We start from the raw sequence: 18,212 nt of genomic DNA on the forward strand, positions 1-18,212 counted from the left end.
GCGAGTGGCACCGACGGACGGATCGCGTCCGCCCGTGGAGAGCACGCCGGACGGGAGGCGCGGTGCCGGACCGGCACGTCGGCGCGCCTCCCCGACGGGGCGCGGGTGGGTCAGACGGGGACGTGCACCGGCTCGCGGTCCCCCACCACGAGCCGCTTGTGCCACGCCAGGGCCCCCTGGTCGGTCAAGCTCGCGACCTGGTCGACCACGGCCCGCAGCCGCCCGGCGTCGTCGGACGCCGCGCGCCAGTCGGCCGCGAACCCCGGCTCGAGGTCCGCGCTCCCGGTGGCGGCCAGGGCGTCGAGCAGCTCGGTGAGGATCCGACGCTGGTCCTCGTACACCGGCTGCCGGTTGCCCTGCGTCATCACGAACGCCGCGACGATGCCCTTGAGCACGGCGATCTCCCCGATGATCTCCGGCGGGGTGACGACCGATGCCGCGAACCGCACGAGGGACCCGGACGCGTAGGACTCGCGCGTCGCCGCCGTCGCCGTCCGCGCGAACCGCCCGATGAGCTGCGAGGTGAGGTTCTTGAGCCGCGCCATGTCCCGCCGCGACCCGTCGTACGACGTCATCCACAGCGGCAGCGACCGCAGCCGGTCGAACGCCTCGAGCAGTTCGTCGCGGCTGAGGTCGGACCCGACCCAGGCGTGCATCGCCGTCACGATGTCGTTCTCGCCGACCCGGTCGCCGAGTGCGGCCACGTCGATGAACCCCGCGACGACGGCGTCCTCGAAGTCGTGCACCGAGTACGCGATGTCGTCGGACAGGTCCATCACCTGCGCCTCGATGCACCGCTGCCGGCGGGGAGCGCCGGCCCGGAGCCACGCGAAGGCGTCGTGGTCGTCATCGTAGAACCCGAACTTGGTGCGTCCGGACGAGGCCTCGGCCACGCCCTGCGCCGCCGGCCACGGGTACTTGCAGCTCGCGTCGAGCGACGCACGCGTCAGGTTGAGCCCGTAGGGGCGGTCGTCGTCGGGGCCGTCCCCGTACACCTTCGGCTCGAGCCGGGTGAGCAGTCGGAGTGTCTGCGCGTTCCCCTCGAACCCGCCGATGCCCGCGGCCCAGGCGTTCACGGCGGTCTCGCCGTTGTGCCCGAACGGCGGGTGCCCGATGTCGTGCGCCAGGCACGCGGTGTCCACCACGTCGGGGTCGAGCCCGAGCGAGTCGGCGAGCTCCCGGCCGACCTGCGCGACCTCGAGCGAGTGCGTCAGGCGGTTCCGGGCGAAGTCGAGCCCGGTGGTCGGGCTGAGCACCTGCGTCTTCGCGGCGAGCCGGCGGAGGGCACTCGAGTGCAGCAGCCGCGCGCGGTCACGGGCGAAGTCCGACCGACGGTTGCCGTGGGTCTCGGGCAGCCAGCGCTCGGCGTCGGCGGGCCCGTACGAGGCGGTGGCGCTCATCCGCCGCTGTGGTGCAGCTCGGCGGCGGCGAGCACCTTGCGGAACTCGGCGTCGACGTCGCGCGACTCGAGCCAGCGGTCCGGCAGCGCCGTGCGCTTGGGGTGCCCGGCACGGCCGCGCGGGCCCTCGACATCGGCGCCCGGGTACGGGGCCGACCAGTCGATCTGCCCGAGCAGGTCGTCGATCTCCTGCAGGCTCGACGCCATCGAGAGGGCCGACCGGACGTCGCCGCCGATCGGGTACCCCTTGAAGTACCACGAGACGTGCTTCCGGGCGTCGCGGCAGCCGTGCTCCTCGGACCCGAAGAACTCGACGAGCAGTTCGGTGTGCCGGCGGAAGGCGGTGGCGACGTCGCCGAGGGACGGCATCGCACGGACGTCCTCGCCACAGAACGCCGCCGCCAGGTCGCCGAACAGCCAGGGCCGGCCGAGGCACCCGCGCCCGACGACGACGCCGTCGCAGCCGGTCTCGTCGACCATGCGCAGGGCGTCGGCGGCGGACCAGATGTCGCCGTTGCCGAGCACGGGGATGTCGGTGATCGCTTCCTTCAGCGTCGCGATCGCCGACCAGTCCGCGTGGCCGGAGTAGTGCTCGTTCGCCGTGCGGGCGTGCAGCGAGACCGCGGCGACACCGGCGTCACGGGCGATGCGCGCCGCGTCGAGGTAGGTCAGGTGGTCGGCGTCGATGCCCTTGCGCATCTTCACCGTCACGGGGACGTCGCCGGCGGCCTTGACGGTCTTCTCGACGAGGTCCTTGAAGAGGTCGGTCTTCCACGGCAGCGCAGCTCCGCCGCCCTTCCGCGTGACCTTGGGCACCGGGCACCCGAAGTTCAGGTCGATGTGGTCGGCGCGGTCCTCGGCCACGAGGATCGTCGCCGCCTCGGCCACGGTGTTCGGCTCGACGCCGTAGAGCTGGATCGACCGCGGGGTCTCCGACTCGTGGTGCTGGATGAGCTGCATCGACACCGGGGTGCGCTCGACCAACGCGCGCGAGGTGATCATCTCGCAGACGTAAAGGCCGGCGCCGTACTCGCGGCAGAGCCGGCGGTAGGCCATGTTCGTGATGCCCGCCATCGGGGCGAGCACGACCGGCGCCTCGACCTCGATCGGGCCGATGCGCAGTGGCTTCGGGAGTGTCTGCGTGATCGTCATACCGGTTCCATCCTCCCACGTCGACGCGCGACGGTAGCGTTCTCCACATGTCCGACACCGCGATCGCCCGCTTCGATGCCGACGCCGCCGCCCGCGGCCTGCAGGTCGAGGTGGTCGAACGCCCCGCGGCGGGCTCGCTCGACGAGGCCGCGGCGCTCCTCGGCATCGGACCCGGCGACGTCGTCAAGACCCTCGTCGTCAAGCGGCACGACGGCGGCTTCCTGCTCGCACTGGTCCCCGGGGGCCGCAGCATCGCGTGGAAGAAGCTCCGCACGGTCGTCGGGGTCAACAAGCTGTCGATGCCCGACGCCGCGACGGCCCTCGAGGCCTCCGGCTACGAGCGCGGCACGATCACCCCCATCGGTGCGACCGGCGACCTGCCCGTGTTCGCCGACGAGCGGGTGCTCGGCCGCCGGATCGCCCTCGGCGCCGGACGGCACGGCGCGAGCGCCTTCGTCGACGGCGACGCACTGGTCGCCGCGTACGGCGCGACCGTCGCCGACATCACCGACGAGGAACCCGTCCGCTAGCACCGGGTCAGTCGGGGACCTCGGTCCAGTCGCCCTCTGCGCCGGGCACGGAGCACGAGTCGCCCTCGCAGACCGGCGCCCCGCCGGGCGCGACGAGCGTGAGCAGGGCGGGGCGCGCCTCCAGACCATCGGCCGGGAGGCGCGGCTCGGCCGGGCCGCCGAGGCGGACGTCCGTCACCGGGTCACCGCCGCGTCCGCTGCCGCGTCGTCCGCGGCGCGCTGCCGCTGCTCGGCGAGATCCTCGGGCGTGCTGTCCCGCAGCGCGACCACCTGGCGGAGCACCTGCTCGAACGCCGCCGGGTCCTGCGCCCCGGAGACGCCGTACTTGCCGTCGATGACGAAGAACGGGACCCCGTTGATGCCGAACGCCTGCGCCTGCGCCTGGTCGGCACGGACCGCGGCGAGCTGCGTGTCGTCACGGAGCGTCGCGAGGACCTCGTCGCGGTCCAGCCCGATCTCCTCGGCGAGCGACGCCAGGGACTCGTCCTGCCCGACGTGCTCGCCGCGCTCGAAGTACGCGGTGAAGAGCCGCTCGACCATCTCGAGCTGCTTGCCGTGCTGCTTGGCCAGGTGGATCACCTGGTGCGCCTTCACGGTGTTGGTGTGGCGGAGGGCGTCGTAGTCGTAGTGCAGGTCCACCGACGCCGCGATGCCGGCGACCTGGTCGATCATCTGTTGGGCCTGCTCGACGGGGAGCCCCTTGTGCTGCGAGAGGAACTCGGCCTCGGTGCCCTCGAAGTCGACGGGGGTGTCCGGGCTCAGCTCGAAGGAGTGGTACTCGACCTCGACCGGCTGCGCCTCGGGCGACGCGGCGAAGGCGGCGACGCCGGCCTCGAACTTCCGCTTGCCGATGTAGCACCAGGGGCACGCGATGTCGGACCAGACATCGACCTTGACAGAGTCGTTCATGCCCGGTGCAACGCGTCGCCCTCGGCGGTATTCCGGCGCGCCGGATCGCGAGGCCTGCGATGCGCGACTCCTCCGACCCGCGACACCCGGCAACGCGCGACGCGCACTGCCCGCCGCGCCCACTGGGGCGCCCGCGTGCACCCCGCACGACCAGAAGCACCCCGAACCAGGCGTTTCCGTGGTTCGGAGTGTTTCCGGTTGTGCATCGGCAGATCGCGCCATCGCGCCTCCGCGCAGGCGCGGGCGGGCGGGCGCGGGGCCGAGGCCCTACGCGCCGAGCAGCCGCTGCGCCAGGTAGCCCTGCAGCTGGTCGAGCGAGACGCGCTCCTGCGACATCGTGTCGCGCTCCCGCACGGTCACGGCCTTGTCCTCGAGCGTGTCGAAGTCCACCGTGATGCAGAACGGCGTGCCGATCTCGTCGTGGCGACGGTAGCGACGGCCGATCGCACCGGCGTCGTCGAAGTCGACGTTCCAGTACCGGCGCAGGTCGTCGGCGAGCCCGCGGGCCACCGGCGAGAGCTGCTCGTTGCGGGACAGCGGCAGGACCGCGGCCTTGACCGGTGACAGACGGGGGTCGAGCCGGAGGACCGTGCGCTTGTCGACGCCGCCCTTCGCGTTCGGGGCCTCGTCCTCGTGGTAGGCGTCGAGCAGGAAGGCCATCAGCGCACGCGTGAGCCCGAACGACGGCTCGATGACGTACGGCACGTACTTCTCGTTCGCGGCCTGGTCGAAGAACCGGAGGTCCTTGCCGGACGCCTCGATGTGGTTGTTCAGGTCGAAGTCGGTGCGGTTCGCGACGCCCATGAGCTCGCCCCACTCCGAGCCCTGGAAGCCGAAGCGGTACTCGATGTCGGCGGTCGCGTCGGAGTAGTGCGCCCGCTCGCCGTCCGGCACGTCGAAGCGGCGGAGGTTCTCCGGGTCGATGCCGAGGTCGGTGAAGAACGCGACCGAGTCGGCGATCCACTGCTCGTAGTGCTCCCCCACCGACGCCGGCGGCACGAAGTACTCGATCTCCATCTGCTCGAACTCGCGCGTGCGGAAGATGAAGTTGCCGGGCGTGATCTCGTTGCGGAACGCCTTGCCGACCTGGCCGATGCCGAACGGCGGCTTCATGCGGCTGGTGGTGACGACCTGCGCGAAGTCGACGAAGATGCCCTGCGCCGTCTCGGGGCGGAGGAAGTTCAGCCCCTCCTCCGACTCGACCGGGCCGAGGTAGGTCTTGAGCATGCCGGAGAACTCCCGGGGCTCGGTCCACTCGCCGCGGGTGCCGCAGTTCGAGCAGGCGATCTCGGCCATGCCGCCCTCGGGCGCACGGCCCTTCTTCGCCTCGAACGCCTCGATGAGGTGGTCCTCGCGGAACCGGTGGTGGCAGTGCAGGCACTCGACGAGCGGGTCGGTGAAGGTCGCGACGTGCCCGGAGGCCTCCCACACCTTGCGGGGCAGGATGACGGCGGAGTCGAGGCCGACCATGTCGCCGCGGCCGCGGACGAACCGCTGCCACCACTGGCGCTTGATGTTCTCCTTGAGCTCCACACCGAGGGGCCCGTAGTCCCACGCCGAGCGCGATCCGCCGTAGATCTCCCCCGACTGGAAGACGAAGCCGCGGCCCTTGGCCAGGGCGATGACGCTGTCGAGACGGGAGGACGGTGCCAAGAGGGACTCCTGTGGTCGCCGGACTGGGTGCCCGGTGCGGGAACGGTACCGGGCAAGCGTACCGGCCTCACGGCGGCCGCCGGTCGGGAGGCGCGGCACCCGTGGACACGTGGCTCACTCCACAGGTCTGAAGCCGCCCACCGCCCGCAGCACGTCCGCGACGCGCGTGACGTCGTCCTCGTCGTTCCACAGGTGGAAGGCGAGCCGCAGGCGGCCGGCCCGCCCGCTCGCGGTCACGCCCGCGGCGCCGAGCGCGGCGAGCGCCGTACCGTCCGGGTCCGGGAAGGTCGTGATCGCCTGCCCGCTCCGGACCGTGCAGAGCGCGTCGGCGAGCCGGTCGGCGAGACCGGTGGCGTGCCTCCAGGCCGCGGCGCGGTCCACGGACGCGAGGTGCCGCAGGGCGGCGACCGCACCGGGCCATGCCGGCCACGCCGGGGAGACGTCGAAGCGCCGTGCGTCGGCGGCCAGCCGCATGTCCGGGCCGTAGCAGGACGACCAGACGTCCTCGCCGGCGTACCAGCCGGCCTGCACGGGGCGGAGCTCCGCGAGCGCCCGGTCCGAGAACGTCGCGAAGGCCACCCCGCGCGGAGCACAGAGCCACTTGTAGGCGTGCGTGACGGTGACGTCGAACGGTGCGGCCGACACCGGCAGCACACCCGCCGCCTGGGTGAGGTCGCACACCGTCAGGGCGCCGACCGACCCCGCCGCGGCGAGCACCGGCGCCGGGCCGGTGACCACCCCGGTCGCGGACTGCACCGCCGACCACGCCACCAGCGCGGTCCCCGTGCGGACGGCGTCGGCGAGGCGCTCGAGCGGGACGCTCCGCACCGTCACCCCGCGGTGCGCCTGTGCGAGGAAGGGGAACACGACCGAGCTGAAGTCGCCGTCGGGGACGACGACCTCGGCGCCGTCCGGCAGCGACGCGGCGACGACCGCGACCATCGCCGACGTCTGCGACCCGGTGGCGACCCGGGCCGGAGCGACGCCCACGACGTCGGCGAAGAGCGCGCGGCCCTCCTCGACCAGGGCGCCGTACGTCGTCGGCGAGGTTCCGGCACGTGCCCACGCGTCGAGGTCCGCGCGCTGTGCGGCCAGCGTGCCGTGCGTGGGGAGTCCGGCAGTGCACGCCGCGAGGTAGCCCGAGCCGTCGACGAAGGAGTCCATGCCCTCCAGGCTCGGCGACCGGTCGGCATCACACCAGGGCAGGTTCCTTCGCGGGCCCATAACATCGTGTTGTGGAGACGATCGACCCGCAGCTGCTCCGGGTCCTGCTCGCCGTGCGCGACGCGGGGTCCATCAGTCGTGCCGCCGCGACGCTCGGCTACAGCCAGCCCGCCGTCAGCCAGCTCCTCGTCCGGGCCGAGCAGCGGCTCGGGCACGACCTGGTCCTGCGGGGCGGTCGTGGCGCGACCCTCACCGAGTCCGGGCGCGTGCTCGCCGACCACGCGCTGCACGTCGAGGCCGCCCTGGCTGCCGCCCGGGAGGACCTGGACGCCGTCGGCGGGCTCGCCCGTGGTCGGGTGCGCTTCGCCGGGTTCCCGAGCGCGTCCTCGACCCTCGTCCCGCCCGTGCTCGCCGCGATGGCGGCGTCGAGTCCCGGGGTCGCGACCTCGTACGTCGAGGCCGAACCGCCCGAGGCGATCGAACTGGTCCGCCGCGGCGAGGTCGACGTCGCGCTGACGTTCTCGCACGCCCTGCAGGACGACCCCGGTGCGGACCCGACGCTCACCACCGAGGGCATCGGGCGCGACCCGCTCGCCCTCGTGACGCCCACCGTGGTCAGCGGAGCCGTCGCCGACCTGTCGGCCTTCCGCGACGCGCGGTGGATCGGCGGGTGCCCGCGCTGCCGAGGGCACCTGCTCGCGTCGTGTGCCGCCTCGGGGTTCACCCCGGACATCGTCCTCGAGACCGACAACGCCGCGGCGGTCGTCGGCCTCGTCGCGGCCGGCCTCGGCGTCGCGCTCCTCCCCCGGCTCGCGCTGACCACGACGGTCGTGCCGCCCGGCGTCCACGCGACCCCGGTCGGCGACGAGCTCGCCCGCCGGGTCGAGGTCGTCGTCGCACGTGGCGCCGGCCGGGTGCCGAGCGTCCGCGCGGCGCTCGACGCCGTCCGCGGCGCGGCGCACCTGCTGGGCTGAGCACGCAGGCGGACAGCGGCGGGCAGCGGCGGGCACGTTCGGCCGGGAGGCGCGTGGCAGCTCCGCCCCGCACCCAGCCTCAGGCGGTGGGCGCGTCCACGGCCCCGCCGTAGCGACGGTCGCGGCTCGCGTACTCCTCGATCGCTCCCCACAGGTCGGTGCGCCGGAAGTCCGGCCAGAGCCGGTCGAGGAACACCATCTCGGCGTACGCCGACTGCCACAGCATGAAGTTCGACGTCCGCTGCTCCCCGGAGCTCCGGAGGAACAGGTCGACGTCGGGCAGCTCCGGCACGTAGAGCCGCTTCGCCAGGGCCTTCTCCGTCACCTGGCTCGGCTGCATGCGTCCGGCAGCGACGTCCTCGGCCATCCCGCGCACGGCGTCGACGATCTCGTTCCGGCCGCCGTAGTTGACGCACATCGTCAGGGTGCACACGTCGTTGGCCGCTGTCATCCGCTCCGCCGTCTGCAGCTCGTCGATCACCGACCGCCACAGCCGGGGCCGGCGACCGGCCCAGCGCACGCGCACGCCCCACTCGTGCAGCTGGTCGCGACGGCGGCGGATCACGTCACGGTTGAACCCCATGAGGAAGCGGACCTCCTCGGGCGAGCGCTTCCAGTTCTCGGTCGAGAAGGCGTAGGCCGACACGTGCCGGACGCCGATCTGGATCGCCCCGGCCACGACGTCGAGGAGGGACGCCTCGCCGGCCTTGTGCCCCTCGACGCGCGTGAGCCCGCGTTGGTTCGCCCACCGGCCGTTGCCGTCCATCACGATGGCGACGTGCTGCGGGACGAACTGCGCCGGGATCGCGGGCGGCTGCTCCCCCGTCCAGTCGACGGGCAGGAACGGTTCGGCGGCGGCGGACCGGCGTGGGCTCATGCAGGGCTTCCTTCGATGTCGGACGGGACGGGCACGGCGGGCGCCGGGGTGGCGGCGACCGCTGCCGGCACCCCGCCCGGTGCGGGTGCGACCGGCGCCGGGTGCTCGCTGCGGTCGACGTGCGGCAGCGACCGGAGCGATCGTTCCAGGTGCCACTGGGCGTAGGCCGCCACCACGCCGGACGCCCGGGAGCGGGTGCGCTCGTCCGAGGCGTCGACGGTCGCCCAGTCGCCGGCGAGCAGGGCACCGAGCAGCCCGAGCGTGCCGGTGTCGAGGCGCGGGGTGCCGGGCGGTGCCGCCCGGTCGGCGACGACCCCGCCGAGCTGCACGACGAACGCCGTGTGCGGTCCGGGCTCGCCCGTCACCGCGCAGTCGCCGAACGAGGGCGCCCACCCGGCGATGCTCATCGCCCGCAGCAGGTAGGAGTCGAGGGTGGCGCTCACCACGTGCTCCCGGCGCGACAGCGACCGGAGCGCGCCGACGAGCAGCAGGTACTGCTGGAGCCCGGCGTCCGCCTCGCTCAGCCGGTCGGCGGTCTCGACCATGGCACTCGCGGCCGTGTAGGCGCCGTAGTCCGTGACGATCTGCGCGCCGTACGACCCGAGGCTCTCGGCCTGGGTGACGATGTCGAGCGACCGGCCCTCGTAGAACTGGGCGTCGACGACCATGAACGGCTCGAGGCGCGACCCGAACTTCGACGCCGTCCGCCGCACCCCCTTCGCGACGGCGCGGATCTTGCCGTGTTGCCGGGAGAGCATCGTCACGATGCGGTCCGCCTCACCGAGCTTGTGGGTGCGCAGCACGACACACTCGTCCCGGTACAGCGGCATGTCCCCAGTATCCCCCGCGCCGCCGACAGCTCGGGCCCGCGCCAGCGCCGCGTCGCTGCCCGCCCCGTCCTCTGCACCGTCCTGTGCACCGAGCGGGCAGGACACGCCGCCGGGGTGACGCCGAGCGTGCCGGACGAGGCCCGCTCGGGGCGACGGCCGGCTGGTCGGCGGGCGGGCTGGCCGAGGGGGCCGGGCGCACGGTCGGGAGGCGCGGTGCGGGTCGGACCCGGACCGCGCCTCCCGTCCGTGGTGCGGACTACGCCGTGACCAGCTCCGGCGCACCGGTCGCGGCACCGGCGCGCACCGCGCGGTTCACCGCGGACACGATCGCCTTGAGCGACGCCGTCGCGATGTCGGCGTCGATGCCGACGCCCCACAGGCGCGTGCCGTCCACGTCGAGCTCGACGTACGATGCGGCCTTCGCGTCGCCCGAGGCGCTCATCGTGTGCTCCGAGTAGTCGTACAGCGTGACGTCGACGCCCTGGTCGCGCATGACCGACAGGAACGCGTCGATCGGCCCCGTCCCGACGGCGTCGGCGTCCACCGAACCGTCGTCGACCCGCAGCGCGACCGCGAGCTTCGTCGTGCCGTCGAAGTCGCTCGACGTGGCCGTCTTCGTGATCTCGTAGCGGCCCCACTTGTCGGATTCGTCGTCCGCGGGCAGGTACTCGTCGCGGAACAGGTCCCAGATCCGCTCGGACGAGAACTCCCCGCCCTCGGTGTCCGTGCGCTGCTGGACCACCCCGGAGAACTCGATCTGGAGCTTCCGCGGCAGGTCGATGGCGTGGTCGGTCTTGAGCAGGTAGGCGACGCCGCCCTTGCCGGACTGCGAGTTGACCCGGATGACCGCCTCGTACGAGCGGCCGATGTCCTTCGGGTCGACCGGCAGGTACGGCACGGCCCACGCGATCTCGTCGATCGAGGTGCCCGCGGCCTCGGCCTTCGCCCGCATCGCGTCGAAGCCCTTGTTGATGGCGTCCTGGTGCGACCCGCTGAACGCCGTGTAGACGAGGTCGCCCGCCCACGGCTGGCGCTCGGGCACCGGCAGCTGGTTGCAGTACTCGACCGTGCGCTTGACCTGGTCGATGTCCGAGAAGTCGATCTGCGGGTCGATGCCCTGCGTGAACAGGTTCATGCCGAGGGCGACCAGGTCGACGTTGCCGGTGCGCTCACCGTTGCCGAACAGGCAGCCCTCGATGCGGTCGGCACCCGCCATGTACCCCAGCTCGGCGGCTGCGACCGCGGTGCCGCGGTCGTTGTGCGGGTGCAGGGACAGGATGACGTCCTCACGGTGGTCGAGGTTCCGCGACATCCACTCGATCGAGTCGGCGTAGACGTTCGGCGTCGCCATCTCGACCGTGGCGGGCAGGTTGATGATCACCTGGCGCTCGGGGGTGGGCTCGAAGACCTCGAGCACCGCGTTGCAGATGCGCGCCGCGACCTCGAGCTCGGTGCCCGTGTACGACTCGGGCGAGTACTCGTAGAACACCGTCGTGTCGTGCTGCAGCCGGGCCTCGGCCGCCTTGCACATGCGCGCTCCGGCGACCGCGATGTCGACGACGCCCTGCTCGTCCGTCCGGAAGACGACCTCGCGCTGGACGATGGACGTCGAGTTGTACAGGTGCACGATGGCCTGCTTCGCCCCGTCGATCGCCTCGTACGTGCGGTCGATGAGGTGCTCGCGCGCCTGGGTCAGCACCTGGATGGTGACGTCGTCCGGGATCGCGCCCTCGTCGATGAGCGAGCGGACGAAGTCGAAGTCGGTCTGCGAGGCGCTCGGGAACCCGACCTCGATCTCCTTGTAGCCCATCCGCACGAGCAGGTCGAACATGGCGCGCTTGCGCTCGGAGTCCATCGGGTCGATGAGTGCCTGGTTGCCGTCGCGCAGGTCGACCGCGCACCACCGCGGTGCACGGTCGATGCGCTTCGTCGGCCAGGTGCGGTCCGGCAGGTCCACGCGGATCTGCTCGTGGAAGGGGACGTACTTGTGGATCGGCATCCCGGAGGGGCGCTGCGTGTTCTGCATGGTCGTCGCTTTCGTCGTCTCGCCGGCATCGGCGCTGGTGGGGGCCACGACGGACTCCGCGACGAGGTGGGCCGTGTGTCAGGCCTCGTCGCGGCAGCGAAGGAGGAGGAGCGCCGAGTACATCAGGGCCACCGTAGCACTGGTACACCAGCGTCGGCGAGCACGTGACGCCGGCGCCCCTCCCGGTCCGAGCCCGCTCAGTCGACCGCGAGCGCCGCCGTCGGGGACACCCGCATCGCGCGCCGCACGGGGGCCACCGTCGCGACGACGGCGAGCACGAGCGCCCCGACCACCACGACGACGACCGTCGACGGCGGCAGCACCGGGGTCACGACCGAGCCGAGCGACCCGAGGAGCGTCTGGCCGCCGACCCAGCCGTAGACCGTCCCGAGCACGAGCCCGGTGACGACGGCCGCGACGACCATCTGCACGGCCTCGGTCACGATCATCCGGCGGACCTGGGCGCCGGTCAGCCCGAGGACCCGGAGCAGCCCGAGCTCACGCCGGCGCTGCAGCACGCCGAGCGCCAGGGCGTTCACCACGCCCACCGCGGCGATCACGGCGGAGAAGCCGACGATCACGCTCACCACGGCGTTCACCTGCACGAAGAAGTCTCGCTGCGCACTGATCAGGTCGGGCGTCACCGCGCCGTCGGTCGTTGCCAGCAGCTCGGTCTCGAGCACGTGCTGCATGATCCCGAAGGCCACCGCGAAGGTGACGAGCAGCGTCACGCCGATGACGAGCCCGATCGTCGCCCGCGAGGTCCGGGCCGGTGCCCGCAGGGCGTTCCGCCCGGCGAGCAGGACGACCGGGTCACGGGACCCGATCCGACCGATGAGCGCCAGGACGGGCGGCATCACGATCGTCGCGCCGACGGCGACACCGGTGAACGAGACGAAGCCGCCGAGTGCCGCGGGCAGCACCGCCAGCACCGACACCGGGCTGACCACCAGCCCGAGCAGCATCAGGAGGACCCCGCCGACGATGAGCAGCACGGCCCACACCCGTCGCCCGGTCCCCGCTCGGAGGTCGTCGTGGCTCGGCTCGACCGTCGCGGACAGCGCCTGGAGCGGCGTCACGGTGAGGACCCGCCGCGACCCGGACGCGAACGCACCCCAGGTCGCCAGGACCACGGCGACGAGCGGCAGGGCGAGCTCCCAGGGCACGAGCGTGTAGCGGGTGTCGGGCAGGAACCCGGATCCCCGGAGCACGGCGACGAAGAGCGCCGTGAGGCCGGTGCCCAGGACGGTCCCGAGAAGGCCGCCGAGGAGGCCGACCAGCAGCCCGGTGCGGGTGATGCGGGACCGGAGACCCGCACCGGTCGCGCCGACGAGCCGCTGGAGCGCGATCACCCGGGTCTGCCCGGCGATGAGCGTGGCGCAGGTGTTCGCCGTGACGATCGCGCCGACGTAGAGGGCGATGCCGAGGAAGAGCCAGCCGATCACGGAGAGGATCGCCCGGACCGTGGCGACGCCGTCGAGTCCGGACGTCGCGAGCGCCTCGGCCACGATGCCCGGCGCGATGACGAGCGCGGAGCCGAAGGTGGTGCCGAGCGCGGCGACGAGGATCGTCGGTGCGAAGGCGCGCAGCCCGTTCACGCCGCCGCCTCCATCCCGAGCATCGTCGCCGAGATGTCGGCGGCGTCCATCGCGGGCCGGTCGTCGACGATCCGACCGTCGGCGAGGAACAGGATGCGGTCGGCGTTCGCGGCGGCCGTCGGGTCGTGGGTCACCATGACGACGCTCTGGCCCCACTCCCGCACGGCGCCGCGCAGGATCGCGAGCACGTCGCGGCCGGTCCGGGAGTCCAGGGCACCCGTGGGCTCGTCCGCGACGACGACGGCGGGGCGCGAGGCGAGGGCGCGGGCGATCGCGACGCGTTGCTGCTGCCCGCCCGACAGCTGGTGCGGCCGGTGGGTGAGGCGGTCGCCGAGCCCGAGCTGGTCGACGAGCCGGTCGATCCACGCCGACTCCACGCGCGACGGCCGCTTCCCGCCGAGCAGGAACGGCAGCCGGATGTTCTCGCGCACGTCGAGCGTGGGCACGAGGTTGAACGACTGGAAGACGAAGCCGATCCGCCGACGACGCAGCTCGGTCAGCTCGCGGTCCCCGAGCCCGGTGATCTCCACCCCGTCGATGGCGACGCTGCCGGCACTCACGGCGTCGAGACCGGCGGCGACGTGCATGAGGGTCGACTTGCCGGAGCCGGACGGTCCCATCACGGCGGTGAACTCCCCCGCGCCGATGTCGACGCTGACATCGTCGAGCGCGGTGACGCGACGCGCTGCGTCGCCGTGGTGCTTGGACACGTGGTCGAGCCGGATGATCGGCGCCTGCTTCGTGGTCATGCACCCACGATGACGGCCGGGAGGCACGTCCCGCGTCGGTCGCGCGGCTCCTGTGGATGGTCCGCTCGGCTCGGTTCCCCGTGGAGGGCTCATCCTGTCGGATGACGTCGGCTCAGTCGGCCTTCGTCACCAGACCGTGCTCGTGCGCGAAGACGACCAGGCGCACCCGGTCGCGCAGGTCGAGCTTCGTGAGCACCCGCGAGATGTGGGTCTTCACGGTCGCCTCGCTGACGTACTCGTGCTGGGCGATCTCGCTGTTGCTGAACCCGCGCGCCGCCAGGTCGAAGATCTCGCGCTCCCGGGGCGTCAGCTCCGCGAAGGCCGCCGGCACCGGGACGGCCCGCCCCGCGGTGTCGTCGTACCGGCGGAGGAGCTCCCGCGTGGCCGACGCGGCGAAGACGGCGGTCCCGGCGTGCACCGTGCGGACGGCGGCGAGGAGGAACTCGGGGTCGGCGTCCTTCAGCACGAACCCGCTCGCACCCGCGCGGATCGCCTTCGCCGCGGCCTCGTCGAAGTCGAACGTGGTCAGCACGAGGACCTTGGCGGCGGCGTCACCGCCCTGTTCCACGATGCGCTCGGTCGCCGTGATGCCGTCCATCACCGGCATCCGGACGTCCATGAGCACGACGTCCACCCCGACGCGCCGGACGAGGTCGACGCCCTCGGCACCGTTGCCGGCTTCACCGACGAAGCGCAGGTCCGGCTGGGAGTCGATGAGCATCCTGATGCCGGTGCGGAACAGGGCCTGGTCGTCGACGAGCGCGACCCGGATCGGGGCGGAGGTGGTCGGCGTGGTGGTCATCGGGCGGTGCGCTCCTGCTCGGTGTGGGTGGTGCGGCCGCGGGGCATCTGCCCGCTCGCCGGCACGGCGGGCATGCGGACCGCCACGCTGAAGTCGTCGCCGCGCGGTCCCGCGGTCATGGTGCCGCCGGTCATCGCCACGCGTTCGCGCATGCCGATGAGCCCGTGCCCCGTGCCGGGCCCCGGCGAGCCGTCGTCCGCGCAGCGGTTCACGACGGCGATCTCGACCGTGTCCGGCCGGTACACGAGCGAGGCGTGCACCGGGGTGCCGGGCTCGCCGTGCTTCCACGCGTTCGTCAGGCTCTCCTGCACGATGCGGTAGACCGCGAGCTGCGTCGTGGTCGGCAGCCCGCCCGGATCGCCCTCGCGCTCGACGCGCACGTCCAGCCCGACGTCGCGCATGTCGTCGACGAGCGTCTCGATGTCGTCGACCTCGGGCGTGGGGGTCGTGCCCTGCTCGTGCCGGAGCGCACCGAGCAGCTCCCGGACGTCGCCCAGTGCTGCGCGTGCGGTCGAGGAGATCGTGCCGAGCGCCTGGTCCGCGATCGCCGGGTCGGCCTTCAGGGCGTACCGCGCGCCGTCCGCCTGCGCGATGACGACCGCGAGCGAGTGGGCGACGATGTCGTGCATGTCCCGGGCGATCCGGACCCGCTCCTGCTCCACGGCCACCGCGCGGTCGGCCCGCGCCGCGTCGCGTTCGGCGACGAGCTGGGCCTCGCGGCTCAGGCTCGCGGAGCGGCGGGTCCGGACGACCAGACCGGCGAGCCAGGGCAGCAGCAGGACCAGGAGCACGATCGCGAAGAACGACGCCGTCAGTTGGGCGGACTCCTGCAGCGGCGTGCTGGCGGTGGCGATGCCGACGCGTTGCCGGTAGTCCGACACCCCCATGTAGAGCGCGGCGACGACCGATCCGCCGATCGCAGAGACCAGGCCGGCCGCGCGGACCCGACCGGACCCGTAGGCGCTGGTCGTGTACATGATCGGCGCGATGAAGGCGTCCGCCACGGTCGGCACCTGACCGGTGGCCATCTGGAAGACGGCCACGACCCAGGCGATGCCGAGTGCGAGGCCCGGCGACAGCCGTCGGAACGCCAGGGCCGTCGCGAAGCCGAGGACGGCGAGCCACCAGAGGGGCCCGTCGAGTCCGCGCGCGGCGACCACGACCACCAGCAGGCCCAGCGCCGCCGCCGTGACGACGTCGGTGACGACCTGCGATCGCAGCATGGGGCGGAACACCACTCCACGGTACGACCCCGGAACCCGTCGCGCGTCCGTCCCGGGGATGACGCGCGTCAGAAGCCGAGCCGCCCGAGCTGCTTCGGGTCGCGCTGCCACTCCTTGGCGACCTTGACCCGGATGTTCAGGTAGACATGACGGCCGCCGAGCAGCGACTCGATCTCGGCACGGGCCCGCGATCCGACGTCCCGGAGCCGCTCGCCACCCCGCCCGATGACGATCGCCTTCTGGCTGTCCCGCTCGACGAACAGGTTGGCGAAGATGCGCAGCGGCCCGTCGGGGTCGTCCTCCTCGTCGGGCTCCACGACGTCCTCGACCACCACGGCGAGGGAGTGCGGCAGTTCGTCGCGGACGCCCTCGAGCGCTGCCTCGCGGATGAGCTCGGCGATGCGGTCCTCGTCGGTCTCCTCGGTGACGGTGGAAGCGTCGTACAGCTGCGGCGACTCGGGCAGCAGCTTCGTGATCTCGGCGAGCAGCACCTCGAGCTGCAGGCCCTTCGTCCCCGACGTCGGGATGATCGTGTCCCACTCCCGCAGCTGCGACACCGCGAGGAGCTGCTCGCCGACCCGGTCCTTGGGGGTGCGGTCGATCTTCGTGACGATCGCGACCTTCCTGGCGCGCGGGTACTGGTCGAGCGAGTCGTTGATGAACCGGTCGCCGGGACCGATCGGCTCGTCGGCCGGCACGCAGAAGCCGATGACGTCGACGTCGCCGAGGGTCGACTGCACGAGGTCGTTCAGCCGCTCGCCGAGCAGGGTCCGCGGACGGTGCACGCCCGGGGTGTCCACGATGATGACCTGCCCGTCGGGCCGGTGCACGACACCGCGGATCGCCCGACGCGTCGTCTGCGGCTTCGACGAGGTGATCGCGACCTTCTCGCCGACCAGGGCGTTGGTCAGCGTCGACTTCCCGACGTTCGGGCGTCCGACGAACGAGACGAAGCCCGCGCGGTAGGGGTGCTCCGGGGCGGTCGGCTCGGTGTCGTGCTCGGTCATGCGCTGGCGCTCCCGGTCGTGGTGGGTGTCGTCTCGCCGAGGGCGTCCTCGGCGTCCTGCAGGGCGGCGGTCCGCTCGGCGAGGACGGTGATCAGGTGGCGGCGCTTGCCCTCGACCCGGTCCGCGGTCAGGGCGACCCCGGAGACCGTGACCCGCTCGCCGTGGACCGGCAGCCGGCCGAGCTCCTTCGTGAGCAGCCCGCCGGCGGTGTCGACGTCGTCGTCCTCGAGCTCGATGCCGAACAGGTCGCCCAGCTCGTCGACGGGCAGCCGCGCCGAGATCCGCCAGACGCCCGGGGACACCTCGGTCCGATCGACGACGGTGCGGTCGTACTCGTCGGAGATGTCGCCGACGAGCTCCTCGATGAGGTCCTCCATCGTCACGAGCCCGGCGACCCCGCCGTACTCGTCGACCACGAGCACCAGGTGGTTCTTCGCGACCTGCATGTGCCGCAGGGTGTCGTCGGCGGGCTTGGACTCGGGCACGAACTCGGCCGGACGCAGCAGCGTCGTCACGGGCTCCTGCTCGCTGCCGGGCCGCTCGTAGAGCGCACGGGAGACGTCACGCAGGTACAGCACCCCGAGCACGTCGTCGCTGTCCTTGCCGGTCACGGGCATGCGGGACACCCCGGCGACCAGGAAACGCTCCATGCCGGCCGCGAGCGTGGCGTCGCCGTCGACGGCGAGCATGTCGGTGCGGGGCACCATGACCTCGCGCACGAGGGTGTCGCTGAACTCGAACACCGAGTGGATGAGCTCGCGGTCGTCCTGCTCGAGGACGTTGCTCTCGGTCGCCTCGTCGACGAGCGAGAGCAGCTGCTCCTCGCTCGAGACGGTCGACGCGCTGCGGCCACGACCCGGGGTCACGCGGTCACCGATGGCGACGAGCAGTCCGGCGAGCGGTCCGAGGACGATGCGCACCGCGCGGACGAGGCCGCCGGTGGCGCCGATCAGCCGTTCGGCGTGCGCCCGTCCGACGCTCCGCGGGCTCGAGCCGACGAGCACGAACGACACCGCCGTCATGATCGCCGCGGAGACGATCAACGCAACCCACCACGTGTCGAACACGGTGACGAGGGCGATGGTGACGAGCACGGCCGCAGCCGTCTCGGCGAGCACCCGGACGAAGTTGAGGGCGTTCACGTGCGCACCGACGTCGTCGGCCACGGCCTCGATCGCCCGACGGCGTCCGCTGGTGCGCGCGATCTCGTCGAGGTCGGCGCGGGAGAGCACGGTCAGCGCGGCGTCCGACGCCGCGAGCAGCCCGCCGACGACGACGAGCACGAACGCCGCCAGGAGCAGGACGACGACGAGCACCAT

At 72.7% G+C, this 18,212-nt stretch carries 17 protein-coding genes; 2 read left to right on the top strand and 15 right to left on the bottom strand.

Features of this window, described 5'->3' with window-relative positions; all coding sequences use genetic code 11:
* Nucleotides 1–110: 110 nt before the first annotated feature.
* A complete protein-coding gene (locus QUG92_RS07805) occupies nucleotides 111–1,400 on the bottom strand; it encodes a deoxyguanosinetriphosphate triphosphohydrolase (protein WP_182047978.1) in 1,290 nt (429 codons plus the stop codon).
* Nucleotides 1,397–2,551 carry a tRNA dihydrouridine synthase DusB gene (gene dusB, locus QUG92_RS07810; protein WP_289458598.1) on the bottom strand — a complete coding sequence of 385 codons (1,155 nt, stop codon included), beginning with the start codon at nucleotides 2,549–2,551 and terminating at the stop codon, nucleotides 1,397–1,399. Before dusB ends, QUG92_RS07805 begins: the two co-directional genes overlap by 4 nt.
* Before the next feature lie 47 nt (nucleotides 2,552–2,598).
* On the opposite strand from dusB, the gene QUG92_RS07815 reads away from it, so the two are divergent.
* A complete protein-coding gene (locus QUG92_RS07815) occupies nucleotides 2,599–3,081 on the top strand; it encodes an aminoacyl-tRNA deacylase (RefSeq protein WP_069711106.1) in 483 nt (160 codons plus the stop codon).
* Nucleotides 3,082–3,088: 7 nt separating this feature from the next.
* Here QUG92_RS07815 and QUG92_RS07820 read toward each other — a convergent pair whose 3' ends face one another.
* The 4 genes from QUG92_RS07820 to QUG92_RS07835 all read right to left on the bottom strand — a co-directional run bounded on the left by QUG92_RS07820 (nucleotide 3,089) and on the right by QUG92_RS07835 (nucleotide 6,807).
* Nucleotides 3,089–3,259, bottom strand: coding sequence for a hypothetical protein (locus QUG92_RS07820; RefSeq protein ID WP_289458600.1), 171 nt, complete (start codon nucleotides 3,257–3,259; stop codon nucleotides 3,089–3,091).
* A complete protein-coding gene (locus tag QUG92_RS07825) occupies nucleotides 3,256–3,990 on the bottom strand; it encodes a DsbA family oxidoreductase (protein ID WP_289458602.1) in 735 nt (244 codons plus the stop codon). Before QUG92_RS07825 ends, QUG92_RS07820 begins: the two co-directional genes overlap by 4 nt.
* 267 nt (nucleotides 3,991–4,257) lie before the next feature.
* A complete protein-coding gene (locus tag QUG92_RS07830) occupies nucleotides 4,258–5,643 on the bottom strand; it encodes a glycine--tRNA ligase (RefSeq protein ID WP_069711108.1) in 1,386 nt (461 codons plus the stop codon).
* 114 nt (nucleotides 5,644–5,757) lie between these two features.
* Entirely contained in the window at nucleotides 5,758–6,807 is a 1,050-nt protein-coding gene (locus QUG92_RS07835) for an aminotransferase class V-fold PLP-dependent enzyme (RefSeq protein ID WP_289458604.1), read from the bottom strand.
* Nucleotides 6,808–6,878: 71 nt separating this feature from the next.
* Here QUG92_RS07835 and QUG92_RS07840 point away from each other — a divergent pair, with 71 nt between their 5' ends.
* Entirely contained in the window at nucleotides 6,879–7,781 is a 903-nt protein-coding gene (locus QUG92_RS07840) for a LysR family transcriptional regulator (RefSeq protein ID WP_289458606.1), read from the top strand.
* 79 nt (nucleotides 7,782–7,860) lie between these two features.
* Here the strand turns inward: QUG92_RS07840 and QUG92_RS07845 are convergent, their stop codons facing one another.
* The 9 genes from QUG92_RS07845 to QUG92_RS07885 all read right to left on the bottom strand — a co-directional run bounded on the left by QUG92_RS07845 (nucleotide 7,861) and on the right by QUG92_RS07885 (nucleotide 18,212).
* A complete protein-coding gene (locus QUG92_RS07845) occupies nucleotides 7,861–8,658 on the bottom strand; it encodes an isoprenyl transferase (protein WP_289458608.1) in 798 nt (265 codons plus the stop codon).
* Nucleotides 8,655–9,488: a DNA repair protein RecO gene (gene recO / locus QUG92_RS07850; protein ID WP_289458611.1), complete on the bottom strand. Its 834-nt coding sequence runs from the start codon at nucleotides 9,486–9,488 to the stop codon at nucleotides 8,655–8,657. The genes QUG92_RS07845 and recO overlap by 4 nt, the downstream gene beginning before the upstream one ends.
* Nucleotides 9,489–9,744: 256 nt before the next feature.
* Nucleotides 9,745–11,514: a 2-isopropylmalate synthase gene (gene leuA / locus QUG92_RS07855; RefSeq protein ID WP_182046554.1), complete on the bottom strand. Its 1,770-nt coding sequence runs from the start codon at nucleotides 11,512–11,514 to the stop codon at nucleotides 9,745–9,747.
* A gap of 197 nt (nucleotides 11,515–11,711) precedes the next feature.
* Nucleotides 11,712–13,112: an ABC transporter permease gene (locus QUG92_RS07860; RefSeq protein ID WP_289458612.1), complete on the bottom strand. Its 1,401-nt coding sequence runs from the start codon at nucleotides 13,110–13,112 to the stop codon at nucleotides 11,712–11,714.
* On the bottom strand, nucleotides 13,109–13,861 hold the full coding sequence (locus QUG92_RS07865) for an ABC transporter ATP-binding protein (RefSeq protein WP_289458614.1): 753 nt from the start codon (nucleotides 13,859–13,861) through the stop codon (nucleotides 13,109–13,111). Before QUG92_RS07865 ends, QUG92_RS07860 begins: the two co-directional genes overlap by 4 nt.
* 112 nt (nucleotides 13,862–13,973) lie before the next feature.
* Nucleotides 13,974–14,663, bottom strand: coding sequence for a response regulator (locus QUG92_RS07870; RefSeq protein WP_289458615.1), 690 nt, complete (start codon nucleotides 14,661–14,663; stop codon nucleotides 13,974–13,976).
* Nucleotides 14,660–15,898: a sensor histidine kinase gene (locus tag QUG92_RS07875; RefSeq protein WP_289458617.1), complete on the bottom strand. Its 1,239-nt coding sequence runs from the start codon at nucleotides 15,896–15,898 to the stop codon at nucleotides 14,660–14,662. Before QUG92_RS07875 ends, QUG92_RS07870 begins: the two co-directional genes overlap by 4 nt.
* A 56-nt stretch (nucleotides 15,899–15,954) precedes the next feature.
* On the bottom strand, nucleotides 15,955–16,893 hold the full coding sequence (gene era / locus QUG92_RS07880) for a GTPase Era (RefSeq protein ID WP_289458618.1): 939 nt from the start codon (nucleotides 16,891–16,893) through the stop codon (nucleotides 15,955–15,957).
* Nucleotides 16,890–18,212 carry a hemolysin family protein gene (locus QUG92_RS07885; protein WP_289458619.1) on the bottom strand — a complete coding sequence of 441 codons (1,323 nt, stop codon included), beginning with the start codon at nucleotides 18,210–18,212 and terminating at the stop codon, nucleotides 16,890–16,892. Before QUG92_RS07885 ends, era begins: the two co-directional genes overlap by 4 nt.

This window comes from Curtobacterium citri (genome assembly GCF_030362955.1).
Taxonomy (GTDB): Bacteria; Actinomycetota; Actinomycetes; order Actinomycetales; family Microbacteriaceae; genus Curtobacterium; species Curtobacterium citri.

Bases quoted from the DNA above. Each gene is read 5' to 3' on its own strand.
- QUG92_RS07835 (WP_289458604.1), bottom strand. From the start codon at position 6,807: ATGGACTCCTTCGTCGACGGCTCGGGCTACCTCGCGGCGTGCACTGCC.
- QUG92_RS07815 (WP_069711106.1), top strand. From the start codon at position 2,599: ATGTCCGACACCGCGATCGCCCGCTTCGATGCCGACGCCGCCGCCCGC.
- QUG92_RS07805 (WP_182047978.1), bottom strand. From the start codon at position 1,400: ATGAGCGCCACCGCCTCGTACGGGCCCGCCGACGCCGAGCGCTGGCTG.
- QUG92_RS07825 (WP_289458602.1), bottom strand. From the start codon at position 3,990: ATGAACGACTCTGTCAAGGTCGATGTCTGGTCCGACATCGCGTGCCCC.
- QUG92_RS07845 (WP_289458608.1), bottom strand. From the start codon at position 8,658: ATGAGCCCACGCCGGTCCGCCGCCGCCGAACCGTTCCTGCCCGTCGAC.
- leuA (WP_182046554.1), bottom strand. From the start codon at position 11,514: ATGCAGAACACGCAGCGCCCCTCCGGGATGCCGATCCACAAGTACGTC.
- QUG92_RS07865 (WP_289458614.1), bottom strand. From the start codon at position 13,861: ATGACCACGAAGCAGGCGCCGATCATCCGGCTCGACCACGTGTCCAAG.
- QUG92_RS07870 (WP_289458615.1), bottom strand. From the start codon at position 14,663: ATGACCACCACGCCGACCACCTCCGCCCCGATCCGGGTCGCGCTCGTC.
- dusB (WP_289458598.1), bottom strand. From the start codon at position 2,551: ATGACGATCACGCAGACACTCCCGAAGCCACTGCGCATCGGCCCGATC.
- era (WP_289458618.1), bottom strand. From the start codon at position 16,893: ATGACCGAGCACGACACCGAGCCGACCGCCCCGGAGCACCCCTACCGC.
- QUG92_RS07885 (WP_289458619.1), bottom strand. From the start codon at position 18,212: ATGGTGCTCGTCGTCGTCCTGCTCCTGGCGGCGTTCGTGCTCGTCGTC.
- recO (WP_289458611.1), bottom strand. From the start codon at position 9,488: ATGCCGCTGTACCGGGACGAGTGTGTCGTGCTGCGCACCCACAAGCTC.